Raw genomic sequence first — 22,478 nt, 5'->3', positions numbered from 1 at the left:
GTGGTGGGTCAGACGAAACCGAAGAGCCGGCCGGCGACCCGGCGGATCTGGACCTCCTCGGCGCCCTCGGTGATCCGGTAGCGCCGGTGGTGGCGGTAGATGTGCTCGAAGGGCTCGTGGCGGGAGTAGCCCATCCCGCCGAACACCTGCATGGTGCGGTCCGCGGCGTCGCAGACCAGGCGGTTGGCGCGGTAGTTGCACATCGAGACCTGGTGGCCGATCGACACCTCGGGCCGGCCCTCGGCGCGGCACTCGTCGAGCCCGGCCGCGGTCTCCCGGATCAGGGCGCGCAGCATCGCCGCCTCGGTGTGCAGCTCGACCAGCGGCCACTGGATCGCCTGCCGCGTGGACAGGGGCCGGCCGAAGGTGTGGCGCTCGCCGGCGTACGCGACGGCCCGGTCGATGCAGTACTGGGCGGCGCCCAGGCTGGACGCGGCCTGGCGGATGCGGTTCTGGTGCACGAACGTCTGCGCGACGGCGAGCGCCTCGCCCTCCCCACCGAACACCGCCGACGCGGGCACCCGCACGTCGCGCAGCACGACCTCGCCGTGGTCGGTGGGCATGTTCAGCGTCCACCAGTAGCGCGGCACCTCGAAGCCCGGCGCGTCGGTGGGGACCAGGAAGCTCGTGATGCCGCGCGCGCTGCCGGGCTCGCCGGACGTGCGGGCGAACACGAGCTCGTGGCTCGCGCGGTGCACCCCGGTGCTCCAGCGCTTGGCGCCGTCGATCACCCAGTCGCCGCCGTCGCGGCGGGCGGTGGTCTCGAGCCACGTGGCGTCGCTGCCGTGGCCGGGCTCGGTCAGCCCGAACGCGATCCCGCGCTCCCCGGTGATCGACGCCTCGACGAGCTCCGCGCGCTGCTCGGCGGTGCCGTAGAGGTGCAGCAGGTGGGCGAACACGAGGTTGCCGACCACGGAGTGCTCGTTCTGCAGGTCGTTGTGCAGCCCGAGGCCGCGGTGGGCGAGGTGCTCGCGGACCGCGGCCATCGCGGCGTCGGTGCCGTCCGAGCCGCCCAGCTCGGCGGGCAGCGAGAACCGGTAGAAGCCCGCCGCGTCGGCCCGGCGCCGGGCCTCGGCGAGCAGCTCCTCCCACTCGGGACGGGGCAGGCCGCCGCCCTCGAAGTCGGTGCGGGCCCACTCCCGGCGGTGGTCGAAGAAGCGCTCGTTGTCGTCCTGCGCCTGCAGGGGGACGATCTCGGCGTCGATGAAGGCGTCGAGGGCGGCGATCAGCTCGGCGGTCACGCCCCGAACCTCTCGCGCAGCACGTGCTTCTGGATCTTCCCGACCGCGGTGCGCGGGAACTCGGTCACGAAGTGCACCTGCCGCGGCGTGTTGTAGCCGGCGAGGTGGGTGCGCACGAACGTCGTCAGCTCCTCGGCGAGCGCGGGCGTCGCCTCCCCGGACGGCACGACGACCGCGACGACCTGCTCCTCGTACACCGCGTCGGGCACGCCGATGACGGCGGCGTCGGCCACGCCGGCGTGCCGGGCCAGGCAGTCCTCGACCTCCTTGGACCACACGTTCTGGCCGCCGGAGCGGATCATGTCCTTCTTCCGGTCGACGATCGTGAGGAAGCCGTCGGCGTCGGCGACCGCGACATCGCCGGTGTGCAGCCACCCGTCGGCGAGCGCGGCCTTCGTGGCCTCCTCGTTGCGCCAGTAGCCACTCATCCGCGGCCCGCGCACGCAGATCTCGCCGGGCGAGCCCGGGGCGACCTCGTGGCCGTCGTCGTCGAGCAGCGCGACGTCGACGCCGGGCATCGCCCGGCCGATCGAGCCCCAGCGCGCGAAGACGTCTGCGGGCGGGCACCACGTCACGAACGGCCCGCCCTCGGTGAGCCCGTAGGTGTGCGCGAACGCCACGCGGCCCTCGCGGGCGCCGAGCGCGTCGGCGGTGCGGTCCATGATCCCGCTGGGGTCGTAGGCGCCGTAGTAGAGCAGCCGGATCGACGAGGTGTCGGTGGCCGGGAAGCTCTCGTGGGTGATCAGCGCGTGCAGCATCGTCGGGACGCCGAGCACCACCGAGACCCGGTACCGCGGCAGCAGCTCGAGCACGACGCCGGGGTCGAACTCGCGCAGCAGGATCACCGTGCCGCCGACCAGCAGGAACGGCTTCATGTGGTCCCAGTTGCCGACGTGGAACGGCGGGAAGTAGTTCATGAAGACGTCGCGGTCGTCGGCGCGCAGCACCGTCGCCATGGCGAAGGCGTCGTCGATCGTGCGCCGGTGGGACAGCATCGCGCCCTTGGGGCGCCCGGTGGTCCCCGAGGTGTAGAGGATCATGTGGATGTCCTCGCCGCCGACCTCCACCGACGGGACGTCCACCCCGGCGGCGAGGAACGCGTCCCAGTCCGCGCGGTCCTCCTCGTGGCCGGGGATGCGCAGCACGGGCAGGTCCGGGTGCGCGGCGCGCGCGTCCTGCGCGACCTCGTCGTAGCCGGCCTCGACGAACCACAGCGCGGGCTCGGCGTCGCCGATCGTGTAGGCGTGCTCCGGCCGGCGGTGCCAGAAGTTGAGCGGGACGAGGATCGCGCCGAGCGTCGCCGTCGCGAAGTACAGCTGGACGTACTCCAGGCTGTTCTTGGCCAGCACCGCGACCCGGTCGCCGTGGCCGATCCCGCGGGCGACCAGCGCGCCGGCGGTGCGGTCGACCAGCTCCTGCAGCGCGCCGTAGGTGTACTCGCGGCCCTCGACGACGAGCGCGACGGAGCCGGGCCGGGAGCGGGCGTGGTGGCGGACGATGTCCCCGACGAGCATCACGACCTCCCCAGCAGGCGCAGGGCGTTGCCGCCGAGCCACTGCTCGACCACCGCGTCGTCGAGGGGCAGCGCCCGCACCTCGTCGGCGAGCGTCGCGGGCGGGATGCCGAGCAGCGTCCACGTGGACGCGAAGAGCACGCGGTCGGCGAGCTGCCGGTTGCCGAAGCGCAGCAGCGGCTCCCACCCGGAGCCGGACCGGGCGAAGGTGCGGGGCCGGTGGGCCGACAGGTCGACGTACACGTTCGCGTGCCGCCAGGTCACCATCATCATGTCCTCGACCCAGGGCCAGCCGGCGTGCAGGCAGACGAGCGTGAGGTCGGGGAACGCGCGGGCGACGGCGTCGATGTGGCGCGGGTGCCCCACGTCGTAGGCGGCGTCGAGCGACCAATTGATCCCGGTGTGCAGCAGCACGGGCACCCCGAGGGCCTCGCAGCGCCCGTACACCCGCGCCATCCGCGGGTCCTCGGGCAGCAGCTGCTGCTTGAACGGCGAGAGCACCACGCCGGACAGCCCGCTCGCGACGGCCTCGTCGACCCGGCGGGCCGCGTCGGGCTCCCAGGGGTCGATGCCGGCGAAGCCGACGACGCGGTCGGGGTGGCGGGCGACGAAGTCCGCGACGACCTGGTTGCTCGCGGTCGGCACGCCCAGCCGGGACCCGAACGCCTCGGTGTAGACGCCGGCGAGCCCGATGCCGCCGTCGTCGAGCATGCGCAGGAAGTCCTCCTCCGAGGGCGCCTTGCCCCGGGCGCTCTCGCGGGCGTCGGCCCACCGCGCGGTGACCTCGTCGTGGGTGCGGGCGGGGGCGAGCTCGCCGCCGAAGTGCTCGGCGTAGCCGCGCAGCCGGCCCTGCGTCACGGCCTCGGAGAGGGCGAACGCCTCGGCGTCGGGGACGGCGCCGGCCAGGAAGTCGACGATCATGTGGTGGGCCCTCCGGTCGAGCGCGGGGCGGTGAAGACGGGGCGGCGGCCCTCGAGGGTGGCGGCGGCGCCCTCGGCGTAGTCGGGGCCGCGGAAGGTGGCGAACGCCGCGGCCTGCTCCGCGGCGTCGAAGGCCCGGCCGGGCGGGTCGGCGTCGATGCCGTAGCAGCGGTGGATGCCGCGCTTGGTGTGCGCGAGGGCGGTGGCCGCGTAGCCGGCGTACCGGGCCGTGGCCTTCGTGGCCTCGCCGGGGAGGTCGTCGGTGACGGTGGTGGCCAGGCCGAGGTCGAGCGCCTCGGCGGCGGAGAGCAGCCGCCCGCCGTAGAGCAGCTCCTTGGCCTTGCCGATCCCGACGTAGGCGGTCAGCCGCTGCGCAGGCGCGACGAACCCGACCCGCATCTCCGGGAGGCCCAGCCGCGCGTCGCTGGTGAGGATGCGGAAGTCGCACGCCAGCGCGAGCTCGGCGGCGTTGCCGACGCACGGCCCGGCAACGAGCGCGACGGTGACCAGCGGCAGCGCCTCGATCTCGGCGAAGAGCCGGTACTCGGTCGCGATGTAGTGGCGGTACGCGTCGTCGTCGAGCCCGCCGAGGTCGTTGAGGTCCGCGCCGCCGGAGAACACGGTGTCCCGGCCGACCACCTGGAGCACGCGGACGTCCCGGTCCGCCCCGACCTCGCGGACGCGCGCCAGCATCGCCTCGAGCGTCGCGGTGGTGAACACGTTCATCGGGTGCTCGCTCGCGAACCGCAGGGTCGCGACGTGCCCGTCCTCCGACCGTTCCAGCGTGACGGTCACCGGGTGCCTCCATCGGTCTCGCGGGTGGGTGGTCCGTGCACGACGCCGTCGCGACGCAGGGCGGCCACGTCGGCGGCGGCGAGGCCGAGGACGTCGGCGAGGACGCCGTCGGTGTCGGCGGCAACGGGCCCGGGCGCCGCGCCGGGCCGCACCTCGGCGCCGGAGAACCGGAACGGCGCGGTGGGCATGAGCGCCGCGCCGTGCCCGGGGAAGTCGACCGGCTGCAGGGTGCCGCGGGCGACGAGGTGCGGGTCGTCGAGGTTCTCGCGCACCCCGCGCACCCGGGCGGCGGACAGCCCGTGGGCGACGAGGTGGGCGACGAGGTCGTCGGCGGTGGGCCAGGTCGCGGCCCACGCCTCGATGCGGTCGTAGAGCGGGCCCGGGTCGGACAGGCGGGTCGCGAGGTCCCCGTAGGCCTCGCGCAGGTCGGGGGCGTCCATGGCCTGGACGAGGCGCTCGAAGAAGACGTCGCCGGCCATGCCGTACGCGAGGTGGGAGCCGTCGGCGCAGGTGGCCACGCCGCTCGGGACGCTCGTCGTGTGGCGGTTGCCGTACTTGCCGCCGACGGCCGCTCCCCCGGTGACGGCGCCGGCGGCGGGCTGCTGGTCGATCATCGCGAACAGCGAGTCGAACGCCGACACGTCGACGTGCGTGCCCTCGCCGGTGGCGTGGCGGCGGTGCAGCGCGGCCCCGATCCCCGCCAGCGCGTGGACCGCGGAGTTGACGTCGGCGAGCGCCGTGCCGAAGTGCATCGGGGGCCCGCCGTCCTCGCCGGTGAGCGACATCAGGCCGGAGTACGCCTCGGCGACGAGCCCGAAGCCCGACAGGTGCGCGTACGGGCCCTCGGCGCCGAACGTCGAGAGCGAGCACAGGATCGTGCGGGGGTCGCGGGCGTGCAGCACGTCCCAGCCGAGGCCCAGCTTGCCGAGGACGCCGGGGGCGAAGTTCTCGACCACCACGTCGGCCCAGTCCGCCAGGCGCAGGGCGAGCTCCAGCCCGTGCGGATCCTTGAGGTTCAGCCCGACCGAGCGCTTCCCGCAGTTGTACTGCGCGTAGGCGCTCGAGACGCGGTCGCCGGGATCGCCCACCCGCACCGGCAGCGCGCGCATGAGGTCGCCTGCCGGCTGCTCGACGCGCACGACGTCGGCGCCCATGTCGGCGAGCATGCGCGTGCAGAACGGACCGGCGATGACGTGACTGAGGTCGAAGACCCGCAGCCCCGCGTAGGGACCCGCCACTCGGACACCTCCACCCGATCTCGCCGTCGAACGATCGTTCAAGCAACGTAGGAGATCGCTGATCACAACGTCAATGATGCGTTGAACGAGCGTTCGACAGGCTAGGGTCGACGCCATGCCCCGACCGGAGACCGCCACGGCGCCGACCCGGCGCGGTCGCGACGCCGCCCGCGCGGCCGGGCCGCCGCCGACCGTGCTCGTCCGCCCCGGCGACGAGCCGACCGCCGCGACGCTGCTCGCCGCGGCGGTCGAGGTGATGGCCGCCAGCGGCTACCACGGCACGTCCGTCCGCGACATCGCCACGGCCGCGGGCACCAGCCCCGCCGTGCTCTACCACCACTACCGCTCCAAGCAGGGCCTGCTCGTCATGCTCTGCGACCGGGGGCTCGACGTGCTCATCGAGGCCACCGAGCAGGCGCTCGACGAGGCGGGTCCCGACGACGTCGACAAGCTGCGGGCGATCGTCGGCGCGCACGTGCGGGTCCACATGGAGTCCCAGCGCGAGAGCCTCATCGGCAACAGCGAGCTCCGCGCCCTCGACGCGCCGGGCCGCGACCTCATCGTCGCCAAGCGCGACGCGCAGCAGCGGTTCTTCGACCGGGTCGTGCGCGACGGCGTGCGCAGCGGCGCCTTCGCCACCGAGCAGCCCGACGACGCCTCGCGGTTCATCACGACGGCGTGCACCGGCGTCGCCGCGTGGTACCGGCCGGGCGGGCCGACCGAGGCCGACGAGATCGTGGCGCGCCACCAGCGGATCGCCCTCGACGCCGTGGCGTACCGCCAGTGACGGTGCCGCGGACGGCTCCCGAGCTGGCGCCGGCGCTCGTCGCCGTCCTCGGGGGCGGCGAGGTCACCGAGCTGCGCCGCCTCTCCGCCGGGGCGAGCCGGGAGACCTGGACCTTCGCGCTCGACGGGCGGCGGCTCGTGCTGCGCCGCGACCCCCCGGGCGCGCCGCGACCGGTGGAGATGGCCCGCGAGGCGGAGTGCCTGCGCGCCGCCGCCCGCGCCGGGGTCCCGGTACCGTGCGTGGTGCGGTCCTCGGGCGGCGGGGACGCGGTGGGCACGCCGTACCTCGTGATGGAGCACGTCGACGGGGAGTCGCTGCCCGGGCGCCTGCTGCGCGACGAGCGCTGGGCGTCCGCTCGCGTCGGCCTGGCCCGCGAGCTCGGGCGGGTCCTGGCGCGCATCCACGCGCTCGACCCGCAGGCGGTGCCGTCGTTGCCGCTCGTCCCGGACCCGCTCGGGGTGCTGCGCGCGCGGTACGACGCCTTCGGCGAGCCGCAGCCGGGCCTCGACGTGGCGTTCCGGTGGCTGGCGGAGCACCGGCCACCGCCCGTCGCCCCGGCCGTCGTGCACGGCGACTTCCGCAACGGCAACCTCCTCGTCGCTCCGGACGGGTTGGCCGCGGTGCTCGACTGGGAGCTCGCCCACCGCGGCGACCCGCGCGAGGACCTCGGGTGGCTCTGCGCCCGCGCCTGGCGGTTCGGCGCCGAGCCCGCCGTCGGTGGGTTCGGGAGCCGCGAGGAGCTCCTCGCCGGCTACGCCGAGGTGGCCGGTACGTCGCCGGAGGCCGAGGCGGTGCGCTGGTGGGAGATCTACGGCTGCGTGCACTGGGCGGTGATCTGCCGCATCCAGGCCGAACGCCACCTCGGCGGCACCGAGCGGTCGATGGAGCTCGCCGTGCTGGGCCGGCGCGCGGTGGAGGCGGAGTACGACGCGCTGCTCGCGCTCGGGGTGGTGTCGCCGGCGGACGCCGTCGTGCCCGTGCCGGCCGCTCCGGCCGCTCCGGGGACGTCGCGGCCCACCGTGGACGAGCTGCTCGAGGCCGTCAGCGGCTTCCTCACCGACGAGCTCGTCGCCGGCGACGACCGGTCGCGCTACCTCGCGAAGGTCGCCCGCAACGCCCTGGGGATCGTGCGGCGGGAGCTCGCGTCGCCGGACCCGGACGGCTCCGACCTGGGTGACCGGCTCCGCGCCGGCGCCCTCGACCCCGACGAGCCCGCCGTCGCCGACGCGGTGCGCTCGTCGGTGCTCACGCGCCTGGCGGTGGCCAATCCCCGCTATGGCTCCGCCAGGTGAGTGTTCCGGGTCGCCAGGGCGACCCGGAACACTCACGACCCCGTTCCCCAGGAGGTACGTGTGCTTGCAGTGCGAGTGGTGTCCACCGACGGCCCCGCCGCGCTCGAGGTCGGCGACGTCCCGGCGCCCGAGCCGGCCGACGACGCCGTGCTCGTCGACGTCGCCGCGGCCGGCGTGACGTTCCCCGACCTGCTGCTCACCCACGACCGCTACCAGTACAAGCCGGAGCGCCCGTTCGTCCTCGGCGGCGAGCTCGCCGGCACCGTGCGGCACGCCCCGGCGGGCAGCGGGTTCGCCGCGGGAGACCGCGTGGCCGCCTCCAGCACGGTCGGCGCGTTCGCCGAGCAGGTCGCCGTGCCGCTCGAGGCCGTCTACCCGCTGCCCGACGCGGTGGCGTTCCGCGCCGGCGCCTGCCTGCCGATGAACTACCTGACGATGTCGTTCGCCCTGGTGGTGCGCGGGGCGCTGCAGGAGGGCGAGACCGTCCTGGTGCACGGCGCGGCCGGCGGGATCGGCACCGCCACCATCCAGCTCGCCCGGGCCTGGGGCGCGCGGGTGATCTCCGTGGTGTCGACGCCGGAGAAGGCGGAGTTCGTGCGGTCGATCGGCTCGGACGAGGCGGTGCTCGCCGAGGGCTTCAAGGACGCGGTGGCCGAGCTGACCGGGGGGCGCGGGGTCGACATGGTGGTCGACCCGGTGGGCGGCGACCGCTTCACCGACTCGCTGCGCTCGCTCGCGCCGCTCGGGCGCCTGCTCGTCCTCGGGTTCACCGCGGGCGACATCCCCACGGTGAAGGTCAACCGGCTGCTGCTGAACAACATCGACGTCCGCGGCGTCGGCTGGGGCGCCTACGCCTTCCCGCGACCGGGCATCCAGCGCCGCGAGTGGGACCGGCTCCTGCCGCTGATGGAGTCCGGCGCGATCGACCCGCCGATCGGCGAGGTGTATCCGTTGGACCGCGCCGCCGTCGCCGTCGCCGCCCTCGACGCCCGCGCCGCCCTCGGCCGCCTGGTCATCGAGCCGTGATGGCCTCCGGCCAGGTGAGTGATATGGGTTGCCCTGGCAATCCATATCACTCACCTGGCGTCAGCCCTCCGCGTCGCCCTCGGCCTCGAGGAACGCCTCGCGGAGCTGTTCCACCATCGCCGGGTCCGGTGACTCCCAGAGCCCGCGGTCGACGGCCTCGAGCAGGCGTTCCGCCATGCCGTGCAGGGCCCACGGGTTGGCCTCGCGCAGGAACGCGCGGTTCTCGGGGTCCAGCACGTAGTTCTCGGTGAGCGAGCCGTACATCCAGTCGCTGACCGTGCCCGCCGTCGCGTCCCAACCGAACAGGTAGTCGACGGTCGCGGCCATCTCGAACGCGCCCTTGTAGCCGTGCCGGCGCATCGCGGCCATCCAGCGCGGATTGACGACCCGCGACCGGAAGACCCGCGCCGTCTCCTCGATCAGCGAGCGCGTCCGCACGTTCTCCGGGCGCGTGGAGTCGCCGACGTACGCCGCCGGCGCCGCCCCGGTCAGCGCGCGCACCGTGGCGATCATGCCGCCGTGGTACTGGTAGTAGTCGTCGGAGTCGGCGATGTCGTGCTCGCGGGTGTCGATGTTCTTCGCCGCCACCGCGATCCGCCGGTACGCCGCCTGCATCTCCTCGACGGCCGACTCGCCGTGGCGCCCGCGCCCGTACGCGTGCCCGCCCCACGTCGTGTAGATCTCCGCGAGGTCCGCGTCGCCGCGCCACTCCCGCGAGTCCATCGCCTGCAGCAGCCCCGCCCCGTAGGCGCCGGGGGGTGAGCCGAAGATGCGGGTCGTGGCTGCCTGCCAGTCCGATCCGGAGGCCTGATCCGCCCGGGCGTGCGCCGCGACGAAGTTGTCCTCGTCGGCCTCGTCCGACAGCCCGGCGACCAGCTGCACCGCGTCGTCCATCGTCGCCACGACGTGCGGGAACGCGTCGCGGAAGAACCCGGAGATGCGCAGCACCACGTCCACGCGCGGGCGGCCCAGCTCGGTCGACGGCACGACCTCGAGCCCCGTCACGCGCCGCGACGCCTCGTCCCACACCGGCCGCACGCCCATCAGCGCGAGCGCCTCGGCGACGTCGTCGCCGGAGGTCCGCATCGCCGCCGTGCCCCACAACGACAGGCCCACCGAGGTCGGCCACTCGCCGTCGTGGTCGGCGCGGTACCGCTCGAGCAGCGAGTCGGCCAGCATCTGCCCGGTCTCCCAGGCCAGCCGCGACGGCACAGCGCGCGGGTCGATCGAGTAGAAGTTCCGCCCGGTCGGCAGCACGTTGACCAGCCCGCGCAGCGGCGACCCGCTCGGCCCCGCCTTCACGTGCCCGCCGTCGAGGGCGTGCAGGACGCTGTCGATCTCGCCGGTGGTGGCGTCGAGGCGCGGGACGACCTCGGTGGCGGCGAAGGTCAGGATGTCGGTGACCGTCTGGTCCTGGCGGCCCAGCACCTCGAGCGTGACCTGGGCCGGGACATCGAGAGCCCAGTCCCGCTTCTCCATGCCCAGCACGAGGGAGTGCGCGAGCTCCTCGACCCGGTCGACCTCGGTGCGCAGCGCCTCGTTCTCGGCCAGTCCGAGCGCCTCCCGCAGCCCGGGCAGCGACTGCGTGCCCGACCACAGCTGCCGCGCCCGCAGCACCGCCAGCACCATGTCGACGCGCTCCTGGCCCGCCGGCGCGCGCCCGAGGATGTGCAGGCCGTCGCGGATCTGCGCGTCCTTGATCTCGCAGAGCCAGCCGTCGAGGTGCATGACGAAGTCGTCGAAGCGCTCGTCGTCGGGCTGGTCGGAGACGCCGAGGTCGCTGTCGAGCTTCGCGGCCTGGATCAGCTGCCAGATCTGGCCGCGAATCGCGGTGATCTTGCCGGGGTCCATCGCCTGGATCGACGCGTACTCGTCGAGCAGCTGCTCGAGCCGCGCGAGGTCGCCGTACGACTCGGCGCGCGCCATCGGCGGGACGAGGTGGTCGACGAGCGTGGCGTGCGCGCGGCGCTTGGCCTGGGTGCCCTCGCCCGGGTCGTTGACGAGGAACGGGTAGACCAGCGGCAGGTTCCCGAGGATCGGGTCGGGCGCGCAGGACGCGGAGCTCGCCACCGTCTTGCCCGGCAGCCACTCGAGGTTGCCGTGCTTGCCGACGTGCACCAGCGCGTGCGCCCCGAACTCGCTCTGCAGCCACCGGTAGGCCGCCAGGTAGTGGTGGCTCGGCGGCAGGTCCGGGTCGTGGTAGATGGCGATCGGGTTCTCGCCGAACCCCCGCGGCGGCTGCATCATCACGACGACGTTGTCCCGGCGCAACGCCGCGACGGTGATCGCGCCGGCGTGCAGGAACATCTCGCCGGGCGCGGGGCCCCAGTGCTCCTCGACGCCGGCGCGGAAGTCCTCGGGCAGCGTGGCGAACCAGCGCGTGTAGTCGTCGACGGACACGCGGATGGGGTTGGCCGCGAGCTGGTCCTCCGACAGCCAGTCCTGGTCGTAGCCGCCGGCGTCGATCAGGGCGCGGATGAGCAGGTCGCCGTCGCCCTCGGCGAGCCCGGGCACCTCGCCGATCCCGTAGCCGGCGTCCTTCATGGCGCTCAGGAGCCGCACCACCGACGCCGGGGTGTCCAGGCCGACGGCGTTGCCGATGCGGGCGTGCTTCGTCGGGTAGGCGGACAGGACCAGCGCGATCCGCTTCTCGGCGTTCGGGACGTGGCGCAGACGCGCGTGCGAGACCGCGAGCCCGGCGACCCGCGCGGCGCGCTCGGGGTCGGCGACGTAGACCGGGAGGCCGTCGGCGTCGGTCTCCTTGAAGCTGAACGGCACGGTGATGATGCGGCCGTCGAACTCCGGGACCGCGACCTGGTTCGCCGCGTCGAGCGGGCTCACGCCGTCGTCGTCGTCGAGCCACTCGTCGCGGGTCCGCGTCAGGCACAGGGCCTGCAGGATCGGGACGTCGAGCGCCGCGAGGGCGCCGGTGTCCCAGCTCTCGTCGTCGCCGCCGGCGCTGGCCGTCGCGGGCTTGGACCCGCCGGCCGCGAGCACGGTGGTGACGAGGACGTCGGCGTTGCGCAGCACGGCGACGAGGTCGTCGTCGGGGCTGCGCAGCGAGGAGCAGAACACCGGCTCGGGCACCCCGCCGGCGTCGACGACAGCCCGGCATAGCCCGTCGACGAACGCGGTGTTCCCGGCCATGTGGTGCGCGCGGTAGTAGACGACCGCGACGCGGGGGCCGTCGCCCGTGGGGTGCTCCCAGCCGTCCAGGCGGCCCCAGCTCGGCATCTCGGCGGGCGGGTCGAACCCGTGGCCGGTGAGCAGGATCGTGTCGGACAGGAAGTGGTGGAGCTGGGCGAGGTTCTCCGGCCCGCCCTGCGCGAGGTAGAGGTGCGCCTGGGTCGCGACGCCGACCGGCACCGTCGACGACTCCATCAGCTGCGCGTCCGGGCTCTGCTCGCCGCCGAGCACGACGACCGGGCGCGGCTGCGACGGCGCGAGCAGCGCGTCCAGCCCGTCCTCCCACGCCTGCCGGCCGCCCAGGAGGCGCACGACGACGAGGTCGACGCCCTCGAGGAGCCCGTCCAGCTCGTCCCCGACGGTCACGCGCGCCGGGTTCGCCCAGCGCCAGCCGCCCTCCTCGCCCGGGGTGCTGGCCCGCGCCGAGCGCAGGTCGGTGTCCGAGGTCGAGAGCAGCAGGAGCACCTGGCCTCCAGGCCGTGAATGTCTGAACACCTAGATAGATGTTGAGGACGGAACACCCTTACTCTGTCACGGATGTCCGCAGCCCGACGACGTGACGCCACCGCCGTACGCGACCGTCCGGACGCGTGCCCCGGTGCCTGGCGACGCCACGAGGCCGCCGACGGCGCGCTCGCGCGGTTCCGCCCGGTGGGCGGCGCGATCACCTCGGTGGAGCTGCGACTGCTGGCCGCCGCCGCCACCGAGGCCCCGCTCGAGCTGACCTCCCGGGGATCCTGGCAGGTCCGGGGCCTCTCCGACCAGGGTGCCGACGATCTCGCCGCCGCGCTCGCCCGTGTCGGCGGTCCCGCGCCGCTCCTGGACGACCTCGGCCGCGACGTCCCGTGCAGCGTGGTGGCCTCCCCGCGCTCGCCGGCGGTCGACGCGCCGGCCCGGGAGATCGCCGACGCCCTGCGCGGGCGCACCGACGTCCCGGGCCGCCTGCTCCTCGCCGTCGACGACGGCTCCGGCGACGTGCTGGGCCTCGACGCCGACGTCACCGTCGTGCTCGGGGGCGTCCTGCACCTCGCCGGCACCCCCACCACGCTCACCGGCGACCCCGCCGCCCTGGCCCTCGCCGCCGTCGAGGCGTTCCTCGCCGTGCGGGGCGACGCCTGGCGCGTGGCCGAGGTGGGCGCCGACCGGGTCCAGGAGGCGGTTACTGGCTGGTATCGCTCGCCAGGCGAGCGATACCAGCCAGTAACCGGAGACGCCGGCCCCGTGCTCGAGGTCCTCCCCCGCCTCGGTGAGGTCTCCCGGGACGCGGCCCGGGTGCTCGCCGACCTCGCCGACGAGGGCGCCACGCTGCGCGTCACCCCCTGGCGCACGGTGGTCCTGCGCGATGCCCCCGCCGACGCCGGCGCGCGCCTCGACCGGCTCGTCGAGACCGGGCCGTCGCCGTGGTCGACGCTGTCGGCGTGCGTCGGCGCGCCGCGCTGCGTCAAGTCGCACACCGACGTCCGCGGCGACCTCGCCCGCGCCGTGGCCGCGGGCCGCGCCGGCGGGTCGCTGCACGCCCACTGGGTGGGCTGCGCGCGGGCCTGCGGCACGCCGGCCGGGCCGGTGGCCGTGGTGGAGGGCACGCCCGACGGGACCTATCGCACGACCGTCCGAGCAGGGAGGGTGAGCCGGTGAGCGCCGGTCCCACAGAAAGATCGTCCGTTCCCTCCTACATCGCCGACGGACCGGAGATCTACCGGCGCTCGTTCGCGATCATCCGCGCCGAGGCGGACCTCGCGCACCTGCCCGAGGACGCCCACGACGTCGTCATCCGCATGATCCACTCGTGCGGGATGGTCGACCTCGCCGCCGACACCGAGGTCTCCCCCGGCGCGATCGCCGCGGCGCAGCAGGCGCTGCGCGCGGGCGCCCCCGTGCTCTGCGACGCGGAGATGGTGGCCAGCGGGATCACGCGGCGCTTCCTGCCCGCCGGCAACGAGGTCGTCTGCACGCTCAACGACCCGCGCGTGCCGGACCTCGCCGCCGCGCAGGGCACCACCCGCAGCGCCGCCGCCCTGGAGCTGTGGCGCGAGCACCTCGACGGCGCCGTCGTCGCGATCGGCAACGCGCCGACCGCGCTGTTCCGGCTGCTCGAGATGATCGAGGACGGCGCGCCGCGGCCCGCGGTCGTGCTCGGGCTGCCCGTCGGCTTCGTCGGGGCGATGGAGTCGAAGGCGGCGCTGGTGGGCTTCGGGGCGGGCGGGGACGGCGGAGCGCTGGAGCACGTCGTCGTCCACGGCCGCCGCGGGGGTTCGGCGATGACCGTCGGGGCGGTCAACGCGCTGGCGTTGGGAACCGGTCGGTGACCGGCACCCTCTACGGCGTCGGGGTCGGTCCCGGCGACCCGTCGCTGATGACCGTGCGTGCCGTCGACCTCGTCCGCGGCGCCGAGGTCATCGCCTACCACTGCGCGCGCCACGGCCGCTCGAACGCGCGCGCCATCGTCGCGCAGTACCTCGGCAGCCAGGTCGAGGAGCAGCTCACCTACCCGGTGACCACCGAGTCGACCGACGACTACCAGGGCGCCCTCGACGCGTTCTACGCGGAGGCCGCCGCCCGGCTCGCGGCGCACCTCGACGCCGGCCGCGACGTCGTGGTCATCGCCGAGGGCGACCCGTTCTTCTACGGCTCGTACATGCACCTCCACAAGCGCCTCGCCGACCGCTTCCCCACCGAGGTCGTGCCCGGCGTGACCTCGGTGTCGGCCGCGGCCGCGGCGCTGGGGCGCCCGCTGGTGGAGCGCGACGAGGTGCTCACGGTGCTGCCCGGCACGCTCCCGCCCGACGAGCTCGCCGCCCGCCTCGCCGACACCGACGCCGCCGCGGTGATGAAGCTCGGCCGGACGTTCACGAACGTCCGCGCCGCCCTCGCCACCTCGGGCCGGCTCGACGAGGCCCACTACGTCGAGCGTGCCTCCACCGAGAACCAGCGCACGGACGCCCTCGCCGACGTCGACCCCACGTCGGTGCCGTACTTCTCGGTGGGGATCGTGCCCTCGCGGGTGCACGCCGACACGACCCCGACCGCCCGCGCCGAGACCGCCGCGGTGATCGCCGGGCGCAGCGCGGGCGAGGTGGTGGTCGTCGGCCTCGGTCCCGGCGCCCGCGACCGGCTCACCCCCGAGGCCTCCGCGGCCCTCGCCGCCGCCGACGACGTCGTCGGCTACGCGACCTACACCGCGCGGGTCCCCCCGAACCCGCGCCGGCGCGTGCACGCCTCGGACAACAAGGTCGAGTCCGAGCGGGCCGCGTTCGCGCTCGACCTGGCCCGCGCCGGGCACCGGGTCGCGGTCGTGTCCTCCGGCGACCCCGGGGTGTTCGCGATGGCGTCGGCGGTCGTCGAGGTCGCCGCCGCCGACTACCCCGACGTCGCCGTGCGCGTCGTGCCCGGGGTGTCCGCGGCCCAGGCCGTCGCCGCCCGCGTCGGCGCCCCGCTGGGCCACGACTACGCGATGATCTCGCTGTCCGACCGGCTCAAGTCCTGGGACGTCGTCGAGCGCCGGCTCGCCGCGGTGGCCGACGCGGACATGGCGATCGCGATCTACAACCCGGGGTCGCGGTCACGCACGTGGCAGGTCGAGGCGGCCCGCGACCTGCTGCTCAAGTACCGCGACCCGTCGACGCCGGTGGTGGTCGGCCGGGACGTCGACGGGCCCGAGGAGTCGGTGCGCGTGGTGCGGCTGGCCGACCTGGACCCCGCCGCGGTCGACATGCGCACCCTGCTGATCATCGGGGCGTCGACGTCACGCTGGCCGGCGCCGGGCACGGTCTACACGCCGCGCCGCTACGGCTGACGGTCACTCCCCCGGCAGCGGCTCCCAGGTCCAGTCCCCGTCCTGGCGCTCCCGGCCGACGATGCGACCGCACGTCGGGCAGAAGATCTCGAACGCCGCGAGGTACTCGTTGCCCGCGTCGTAGTTCGTCGCCACCCAGGCGTGCTGCAGGCCGTTCAGGCACAGGTACTGCCGGTCCCCCTCGCTCATCGCCCGATCGTGTCAGGCGACCTGGGTGAGCGTCGCGGATTCGGCGGGGCGCGTCTCCCAGACGTCGAACGGGAGCTCGGCGATCGAGGCGAACAGCACGGCGGCGCCGGCCTCCAGCGCCTCGGGCGACGACCAGACCGAGATCGCGACGATGCGCGACCCGTCGGGCTCCTCGAACGCGCCGATCTCGTCGAGCCCGGCGATGTGCGCGGACGTCTCGCGGATGACGGCCATCGCGGCGAGCATGTCGTCGCGGTACTCGGGCCTCGGGAAGTGCACGACCTGGAACAGGACACGGGCCACGGGGGCTCCTCCTCGGGTCGGTGTGGTGTGGACGAGTCGGCGGGCGGTCTCGAGCGCCGCGCCCCACAGCGCGGCGAGGACACGGCGCCCCGAGACCTCCGCGGTCATGCCCAGAGACCGACGGGGTTGCCGTCGGGGTCGGCGACCACCGCGATGCGTCCGTAGCCCTCGGGCAGGTCCATCGGCGGCGCGAGGGTGTCGGCGCCGAGCTCGCCGGCGCGCGCCAGCTCCTTGTCGAGGTCGTCGACGCGCACGTAGATCTTCACGCCGGTGTCGCCCGGGGCCTGCGACGGGCCGATGCCGCCGCCGATGGCGTCGGGGCCCGCGCCGGTGTCGACCATCGCGTACCCCTCCATCGACGGGTCGGCGTGGGCGGTCCAGCCGAACAGCGCGGTGTAGAAGTCGCGGATCTTCTCCGGGGCGGCGCTGGTGATCTCGAAGTACGCGACGGGCTGGCCCATGGTGATCTCCTCGCTCGGTGTCGTGCGGAACGCGGCTTACGTTAGTTACTGCTTTCGTTAGCGTCAAGCGACAGATTGGAGCCGGGCATACTCGGGGCGTGCGGCGCTTCCGCCGGTCGCCTCCGCGCCGGCCCCTCGACGCGGTCGAGCTCGCCGAGGCGGCGGCCCTCGGGGATCTCGTCGCGGTCGTGTGCGTCCTGACCCGGCTCTTCCCCATCGGTCCGCTCGGGACCGTGATCGCCGCGTTCCCGGCGGCGGTGCTGTCCGCGCGCCGGCCCGGCCGGGCGGGGCCGATCGGGGTGCTCGTCGCGGTGGTGGTCGCGTTCCTGGTCGGGGGCGTGGGGCCGGCCGGGGCCGCGGCGACGGCGGCGTCGCTGGGCTGGCTGCTGGGCGTCGGGACACGGCGGGGCTGGTCGACGGTGCGGACCGCGCTGACCGGCGTGGTCGCCCTCGCCCTGCCGACCTCCGCGCTGGGCCTGGCGCTGCTCGCGGTGTTCGCCGAGTACCGCGAGCTCGTCCTCGACCAGCTGCGCACCTCGTGGAGCGGGCTCGCCCGCCTGCTGCGGGGCGGCCTGCCCGAGTTCGTGGCCGCCGGGGACCGGGCGGTCCGCGCGATCACCGACTACTGGTGGATCTCGATCCCGGCGATGGCCGTCGTCGGCACGCTCATCGGGGTCACCGTCGCGGCGCTGGTCCTGGCGCGGCCGCTGCGCGCGGTGCAGCGGATGCTCCCGGCCGACCTCGCCGGGCGGCTGCCCACCCGCCGCGGCGCCGACCCGGTCGCCCCGCTGCCCCTGCACCTGCGCGACGTCGTGCTGCCCTCGGGCCCGCCGGTCGACCTCGACCTCGACGCCGGCACGTTCGCCGTGGTGACCGGGCCCAACGGGGCGGGCAAGTCGACGCTCGGGCGCGTGGTCGCCGGGCGCCCACCGGTCGACGGCACCGCGGAGCGGCCGGGCGACGCCGGGCTGGGCGTCGTCAGCGGGACGGGCATGGTGTTCCAGCGCCCGGACAGCCAGGTGCTCGGCGTGCGCGCCGCCGACGACCTGCGGTGGGGCCTGCCGCCCGGCGACCCGGTGCCCGTCGAGGAGCTGCTCGCCCGCGTCGGTCTCGACGGCGCCGGCGACCGGGAGACCGCGACGCTCTCGGGCGGCGAGCTCCAGCGCCTCGCGGTCGCCGCGCTGCTCGCCCGGCGCCCGGCCGTCGTCGTGAGCGACGAGAGCACCGCGATGCTCGACCCCGAGGGCCGCGCCGAGGTGACCGACCTGCTGCGCAGCCTCACGAAGACCGAGGGTGTCGCGGTCCTGCACATCACCCACCACGACCCCGGCGCCGCCGACGTCACCGTCGCGCTCCCCGGGCCCGCCCTGCCGCCGGCGTCGGCGCCCGGGTCGTGGGGTCCGCCGCGACCGCCGGCGGGCGGGGCGCTGCGCCTGCGCGGGGTCGACGTGGTCCACGACGCCGGCACCCCGTGGCGCCGCCCGGTGCTGCACGACGTCGACCTGCGCATCCCCGCCGGCCGCACGGTGCTGGTCACCGGGCCGAACGGCGCGGGCAAGACGAGCCTCGCGTGGCTGCTGGCGGGGCTCGCGACGCCGGCGCGCGGCACCGCGACCCTCGACGGCGCGCCGCTGCGCAACGGGCGCGACGGTGCCCTGCTCGCGGTGCAGCACGCGCGCCCGGCGCTGCTGCGCCCGACGGTCGGCGAGGAGGTCGAGGACGCCGCGGGAGTCGGCCCGCGCACCGCCGACACCACGCTCGCCGCGCTCGGGCTCGACCCGGCCGTGTACCGCGACCGCCCGGTCGACGAGCTCAGCGGCGGCGAGCAGCGCCGGGTCCTGCTCGCAGGCCTGCTGGGGGCCGGGCCGCGGGTCCTCGTGCTCGACGAGCCCCTCGCGGGCCTCGACGCCGACGCGGCGACCGCGGTCCGCGAGGCCCTGCGCGCCGCCCGCGCGGCCGGGACCACGCTCGTCATCGTCACCCACGACACCGCCCCGGTGGCCGACCTCGCCGACGCCGTCCTGCGGGTCGAGGACGGGGTGGTGCACGGGCCGGCGGGGTGGGTGTCCTCGTCGGCCTCGGAGGGTCCGGAGCGGCGGGCCCGCGGTGCCCTCGGGGCGGTGCGCACGCTGCCCGGCCCGTCGCCGCTGCACCGCGCCTGGGCGGGCACGAAGATCGCGGCGCTGGCCGCGCTGGCCGGGGCGCTGTTCCTCGACCCGACCTGGCCCACGCTGGCGGCGGCGACCGCGGTGCTGCTGGTCGGCGCGGTGGCGGCCCGCCTGCCCCGCGGTGCCGTGCCGCGCCCGCCGCGCTGGCTGCTGCTCTGGTTGCCGGCGATCATCCTGTCGACGATCAGCGCGCGCCCGCCGCTGCTCGACGTGCTCGGCACCGAGCTCAGCATCGGCGGGCTGGAACGCGTCGTGCTGTTCCTCGCGACCACGCTGGTCTCGCTGCTCGGGGCGGCGCTGCTCGTCGCGACGACGCCGCTGGGCGCGTTCCCGCCGCTGCTCGAGCGCGTGGTCCGGGTCGGGCGGCGCCTGCGCGTGCCGCTGCGCACCCCGGCCACCGGGATCGCGCTGGGCCTGCGCCTGGTGCCGCTGCTCCTCGCCGAGGGCCGCACCGCCTGGCTCCTGCTCGGCCAGCGCCGCCCCGTGGGCCGCGCGACCGTTCCCGCCCGCGAGCAGGTCCGCCAGGGCGTCCGGACCGCCATGCTGGCCTGTGCCATGGCGGCGCGCCGGGCCGCGGAGACGGGGGAGGCGATCACCGCGCGCGGCGGGCTGGGCGCCATCGCCGGCCCCGACCAGCGCCCCGGGCGCCGCGACCTCGTCCTGCTCCTCGCCGTCGCCGCCATCCTCGCCGTCGGCCTGGCGTTCTAGGAGATGTCAGCGACGTGGCGTCGCAGACGTTGAGTGTCCGTATCGCCACGCGCTCGACCCGTGTCCCGAGGACACGGGTCGCGGTCAGAGAGCGCCGAGCACCTCGTCGACCGACTCCACGGCGTCGACTCCGGCCGGCAGCGGCGGGCGATCGACGAGCAGGACCGGCAGCGCCCGCTCCCGCGCCGCCACGAGCTTCGCCTCCGTCGCGCCGCCCGAGTCCTTGGCGACGACGACGGTGATGCCGTGGCGGTCGAGCAGCGCGCGTTCGTCGTCGAGGGCGAACGGCCCGCGGGCGAGGACGAGCTCGCCGCGCGCGGGCAGCACGTCGGGCGTCTCGATCGCGCGCACCAGGAACCACGCGTCGACGCCGATGAACGCCTCGACGCCCTGCCGGCCGGTGGCGAGGAGGACCCGCGAGCCGGGGGTGACGGCACGGGCCGCGTCGAGCAGCGACGGCACCCGCGTCCACCGGTCCCCCGGCCCGGCGGTCCACCCCGGCCTGCGCAGCACGAGCAGCGGCGTCCCGGTCCGTGACGCGGCCGCCGCCGCGTGCTCGGTCATGGTCGCCGCGAACGGGTGGGTCGCGTCGACGAGCACGTCGACGTCGCCCAGCGCCGCGGCCAGCCCGTCGACGCCGCCGAAGCCGCCGGTGCGGACCTCACCGTCGGGCAGTCGCGGGTGACGCGTGCGCCCGGCCAGCGAGGTGGTGACCTCGGAGCCCCGCGCGGCGAGCCGGGACGCGAGCTCGCGCGCCTCCGCCGTCCCGCCGAGCACGAGCACCCGGCGCGTCACGCCGCCCCGTTCCGGCCGAGGGTCCCCCTCGCCCGTCTATCCGACCGAAGGGGCCCTTCGGTCAGAATCACCACCGCGCCGGTCACGGCCGGGCGCGCGCCGCGGAGTACAGGTGCGACTCGCAGCCCTCGGCGACGCCGACCACGGGCCCCACGACGATCACCGCGGTGCGCCGTACCCCGGCCTCCTCGACGCGGTCGGCGATGTCGGCGAGCGTGCCCCGCAGGACGACCTCGTCGTCCCGCGACGCCCGCGCCACCACGGCGACCGGTTCCGACGCCGGCCGGTGCCGCCGCAGGGCCTCCACCACCGCCGCGCACCGCTGCACGGCCAGGTGCAGGACGAGCGTCCCGCCGGCGGCCGCCCAGACGTCGAGCGACTCCCCCTCGGGCATCGGGGTCGCGTTCGCGGCGTCGCGCGTGAGCACCACCGACTGCCCCACGCCGGGGACGGTCAGCTCGGTGCGCAGCGCCGCCGCGGCCGCCGCGAAGGCCGGGACGCCGGGCACGATCTCCCACGGCACGCCGGCCTCGTCGAGGCGGCGGGTCTGCTCGGCCACCGCCGAGAACACCGCCGGGTCGCCGGAGCACAGGCGGGCGACGTCGTGGCCCGCCGCGTGGGCCTCGACCAGCTCGGCGGTGATCTCGTCGAGCGTCATCCGGGCCGTGTCGACGCGACGGGCCCCGGGCGGGCACTGCCCCAGCAGCTCCTCGGGCACGAGCGAGCCCGCGTAGAGGCAGACGGGGCTGGTCGCGAGCGCCCGCAGCCCGCGCACGGTGATGAGGTCGGGGGCGCCGGGTCCGGCGCCGACGAAGCGGACGGTCACTCGGCATCCTTTCGGGCCACGAGCTGCGTGACGCCGGCCAGCGCACGCCAGCCGCCGAAGCGTCCGACCGGCGCGACGCGCTCGACGCCGATCCGGCGCAGCGCCCCGCCGTGCGCGGCCCGGAACGCGACGAGCGCGGCCTCGCCCTCGACGGTGACGGTGTTGACGACGAGCCGCCCGCCGGGGCGCAGCGCCTCCCACACGGCGGCGAGCATGCCGGGCGCCGACGCCCCGCCGCCGACGAACACGGCGTCCGGGGCGTCGAGCCCGTCGAGCGCCTCGGGCGCCCGCCCGACCACCACGCGCAGCCCGGGCACGCCGAGCGCGGCGGCGTTCTCCCGGATCCGCGCGGCGCGGTCGTCCCGGACCTCCACGCTGACCGCCCGGCACCCCGCGTGGTGGCGCATCCACTCGATCCCGATGCTGCCCGCGCCGCCGCCGACGTCCCACAGGAGCGCTCCCGGCACCGGGCGCAGCGCCGCCACCGAGAGCGCCCGGACCTCGGCCTTCGTCAGCTGGCCGTCGTGGGCGTAGGCGTCGTCGGGCAGGCCGGGCGCGCGGCCGAGCAGCGGATCGTGGGGCGCGGCCGGGCACGTCACGGCCACGACGGCGAGCGGGTCGCCGGCGGGCCGGCTCCATGACGCGGCGCGCCCGTCGATCCGGCTCTCCTCCGGCGCGCCGAGCGAGCCCAGCACGGTCAGCTCGGCGTCCCCGTAGCCCCAGCCGGTCAGGGCCTCCGCCAGCGCGGCCGGGGCGTCGCCGTCGGGGACCAGCACCAGCAGGCGCCGCCGCGGGGCCAGCGCCGCGCGCACCGCGGCGAGCGGGCGCCCGACCGTCGAGAGCACCTCGACGTCCTGCGCGGCCCAGCCCAGGCGGGCGCAGGCGAGCGCCGCCGAGGAGGGCGCGGGCAGCACCACGGCCGACGGGTCGAGCCCCAGCACCGCCGACCCGATCCCGTAGAACGTCGGGTCGCCGCTGGCCAGGACGGCGAGCTCGCGGTCGGCGTGCTCGGCGAGCAGGCCGGGCAGCGCGGGCACCAGGGGCGAGGGCCACGTGACCTGCTCGGCGGACAGCGTCGGCAGCAGCGCGAGCTGGCGGGGCGCGCCGAGCACGACGTCGGCCTTCTCGAGGGCCCGGCGGGCGGGCTCACCCAGCCCGGGCCATCCCTCGGCACCGATGCCGACCACGGTCACGCTCACCGCGACACCTCATCACGCGCACAGCCGTGCGTCGCCGG

The 22,478-nt window shown here is 75.7% G+C and carries 19 protein-coding genes; 7 read left to right on the top strand and 12 right to left on the bottom strand.

Annotation, left to right across the window (positions count from 1 at the left end):
• Nucleotides 1–8 precede the first annotated feature (8 nt).
• The 5 genes from WCD58_RS31805 to WCD58_RS31785 are packed head-to-tail and all read right to left on the bottom strand — an operon-like array spanning nucleotide 9 to nucleotide 5,707.
• On the bottom strand, nucleotides 9–1,241 hold the full coding sequence (locus WCD58_RS31805) for an acyl-CoA dehydrogenase family protein (RefSeq protein WP_337707155.1): 1,233 nt from the start codon (nucleotides 1,239–1,241) through the stop codon (nucleotides 9–11).
• Entirely contained in the window at nucleotides 1,238–2,755 is a 1,518-nt protein-coding gene (locus WCD58_RS31800; protein WP_337707154.1) for a class I adenylate-forming enzyme family protein, read from the bottom strand. Before WCD58_RS31800 ends, WCD58_RS31805 begins: the two co-directional genes overlap by 4 nt.
• On the bottom strand, nucleotides 2,755–3,675 hold the full coding sequence (locus WCD58_RS31795; RefSeq protein ID WP_337707153.1) for an amidohydrolase family protein: 921 nt from the start codon (nucleotides 3,673–3,675) through the stop codon (nucleotides 2,755–2,757). Before WCD58_RS31795 ends, WCD58_RS31800 begins: the two co-directional genes overlap by 1 nt.
• Nucleotides 3,672–4,469, bottom strand: coding sequence for an enoyl-CoA hydratase/isomerase family protein (locus WCD58_RS31790; protein WP_337707152.1), 798 nt, complete (start codon nucleotides 4,467–4,469; stop codon nucleotides 3,672–3,674). The genes WCD58_RS31795 and WCD58_RS31790 overlap by 4 nt, the downstream gene beginning before the upstream one ends.
• Entirely contained in the window at nucleotides 4,466–5,707 is a 1,242-nt protein-coding gene (locus WCD58_RS31785; protein ID WP_337707151.1) for a CaiB/BaiF CoA transferase family protein, read from the bottom strand. Before WCD58_RS31785 ends, WCD58_RS31790 begins: the two co-directional genes overlap by 4 nt.
• Nucleotides 5,708–5,822: 115 nt before the next feature.
• Here WCD58_RS31785 and WCD58_RS31780 point away from each other — a divergent pair, with 115 nt between their 5' ends.
• The 3 genes from WCD58_RS31780 to WCD58_RS31770 are packed head-to-tail and all read left to right on the top strand — an operon-like array spanning nucleotide 5,823 to nucleotide 8,812.
• A complete protein-coding gene (locus tag WCD58_RS31780) occupies nucleotides 5,823–6,494 on the top strand; it encodes a TetR/AcrR family transcriptional regulator (RefSeq protein ID WP_337707150.1) in 672 nt (223 codons plus the stop codon).
• A complete protein-coding gene (locus WCD58_RS31775) occupies nucleotides 6,491–7,786 on the top strand; it encodes a phosphotransferase family protein (RefSeq protein WP_337707149.1) in 1,296 nt (431 codons plus the stop codon). The genes WCD58_RS31780 and WCD58_RS31775 overlap by 4 nt, the downstream gene beginning before the upstream one ends.
• 60 nt (nucleotides 7,787–7,846) lie before the next feature.
• Nucleotides 7,847–8,812, top strand: coding sequence for an NADPH:quinone oxidoreductase family protein (locus WCD58_RS31770; RefSeq protein WP_337707148.1), 966 nt, complete (start codon nucleotides 7,847–7,849; stop codon nucleotides 8,810–8,812).
• Nucleotides 8,813–8,872: 60 nt separating this feature from the next.
• Here WCD58_RS31770 and cobN read toward each other — a convergent pair whose 3' ends face one another.
• Nucleotides 8,873–12,463 (bottom strand): cobaltochelatase subunit CobN, encoded by a 3,591-nt coding sequence (gene cobN, locus WCD58_RS31765; protein WP_337707147.1) that lies wholly within the window; start codon nucleotides 12,461–12,463, stop codon nucleotides 8,873–8,875.
• A 72-nt stretch (nucleotides 12,464–12,535) separates the two neighbouring features.
• Here cobN and WCD58_RS31760 point away from each other — a divergent pair, with 72 nt between their 5' ends.
• The 3 genes from WCD58_RS31760 to WCD58_RS31750 are packed head-to-tail and all read left to right on the top strand — an operon-like array spanning nucleotide 12,536 to nucleotide 15,791.
• Nucleotides 12,536–13,633, top strand: a complete 1,098-nt coding sequence (locus WCD58_RS31760; protein WP_337707145.1) for a 4Fe-4S domain-containing protein — start codon at nucleotides 12,536–12,538, stop codon at nucleotides 13,631–13,633.
• Entirely contained in the window at nucleotides 13,630–14,304 is a 675-nt protein-coding gene (locus WCD58_RS31755) for a precorrin-8X methylmutase (protein ID WP_337707144.1), read from the top strand. Before WCD58_RS31760 ends, WCD58_RS31755 begins: the two co-directional genes overlap by 4 nt.
• Nucleotides 14,301–15,791, top strand: a complete 1,491-nt coding sequence (locus tag WCD58_RS31750; RefSeq protein WP_337707143.1) for a precorrin-2 C(20)-methyltransferase — start codon at nucleotides 14,301–14,303, stop codon at nucleotides 15,789–15,791. Before WCD58_RS31755 ends, WCD58_RS31750 begins: the two co-directional genes overlap by 4 nt.
• A gap of 3 nt (nucleotides 15,792–15,794) precedes the next feature.
• Here the strand turns inward: WCD58_RS31750 and WCD58_RS31745 are convergent, their stop codons facing one another.
• From WCD58_RS31745 to WCD58_RS31735, 3 genes are read right to left on the bottom strand one after another with little or no spacing between them, the layout of a single operon-like run.
• The gene (locus WCD58_RS31745) at nucleotides 15,795–15,980 is read right to left on the bottom strand and encodes a hypothetical protein (RefSeq protein ID WP_337707142.1); all 186 of its coding nucleotides are present in this window, start codon (nucleotides 15,978–15,980) and stop codon (nucleotides 15,795–15,797) included.
• 12 nt (nucleotides 15,981–15,992) lie between these two features.
• Nucleotides 15,993–16,391 carry a hypothetical protein gene (locus tag WCD58_RS31740; RefSeq protein WP_337707141.1) on the bottom strand — a complete coding sequence of 133 codons (399 nt, stop codon included), beginning with the start codon at nucleotides 16,389–16,391 and terminating at the stop codon, nucleotides 15,993–15,995.
• Nucleotides 16,388–16,744 (bottom strand): VOC family protein, encoded by a 357-nt coding sequence (locus tag WCD58_RS31735; RefSeq protein WP_337707140.1) that lies wholly within the window; start codon nucleotides 16,742–16,744, stop codon nucleotides 16,388–16,390. Before WCD58_RS31735 ends, WCD58_RS31740 begins: the two co-directional genes overlap by 4 nt.
• A 98-nt stretch (nucleotides 16,745–16,842) precedes the next feature.
• On the opposite strand from WCD58_RS31735, the gene WCD58_RS31730 reads away from it, so the two are divergent.
• Entirely contained in the window at nucleotides 16,843–19,620 is a 2,778-nt protein-coding gene (locus tag WCD58_RS31730; RefSeq protein WP_337707139.1) for a DUF2232 domain-containing protein, read from the top strand.
• An 84-nt stretch (nucleotides 19,621–19,704) separates the two neighbouring features.
• Here WCD58_RS31730 and WCD58_RS31725 read toward each other — a convergent pair whose 3' ends face one another.
• The 3 genes from WCD58_RS31725 to cbiE form a co-directional block, all read right to left on the bottom strand.
• A complete protein-coding gene (locus WCD58_RS31725) occupies nucleotides 19,705–20,415 on the bottom strand; it encodes a cobalt-precorrin-6A reductase (RefSeq protein ID WP_337707138.1) in 711 nt (236 codons plus the stop codon).
• Between the two features lie 82 nt (nucleotides 20,416–20,497).
• Entirely contained in the window at nucleotides 20,498–21,241 is a 744-nt protein-coding gene (cobM, locus tag WCD58_RS31720; RefSeq protein ID WP_337707137.1) for a precorrin-4 C(11)-methyltransferase, read from the bottom strand.
• Nucleotides 21,238–22,440, bottom strand: coding sequence for a precorrin-6y C5,15-methyltransferase (decarboxylating) subunit CbiE (cbiE, locus tag WCD58_RS31715; protein WP_337707136.1), 1,203 nt, complete (start codon nucleotides 22,438–22,440; stop codon nucleotides 21,238–21,240). The genes cobM and cbiE overlap by 4 nt, the downstream gene beginning before the upstream one ends.
• Nucleotides 22,441–22,478 lie beyond the last annotated feature (38 nt).

It is taken from the genome of Actinomycetospora flava (assembly GCF_037400335.1).
Taxonomy (GTDB): domain Bacteria; phylum Actinomycetota; class Actinomycetes; order Mycobacteriales; family Pseudonocardiaceae; genus Actinomycetospora; species Actinomycetospora flava.
Note: the sequence above shows the minus strand (reverse complement) of the source record. Positions and strands in the feature narration are given on the sequence as shown.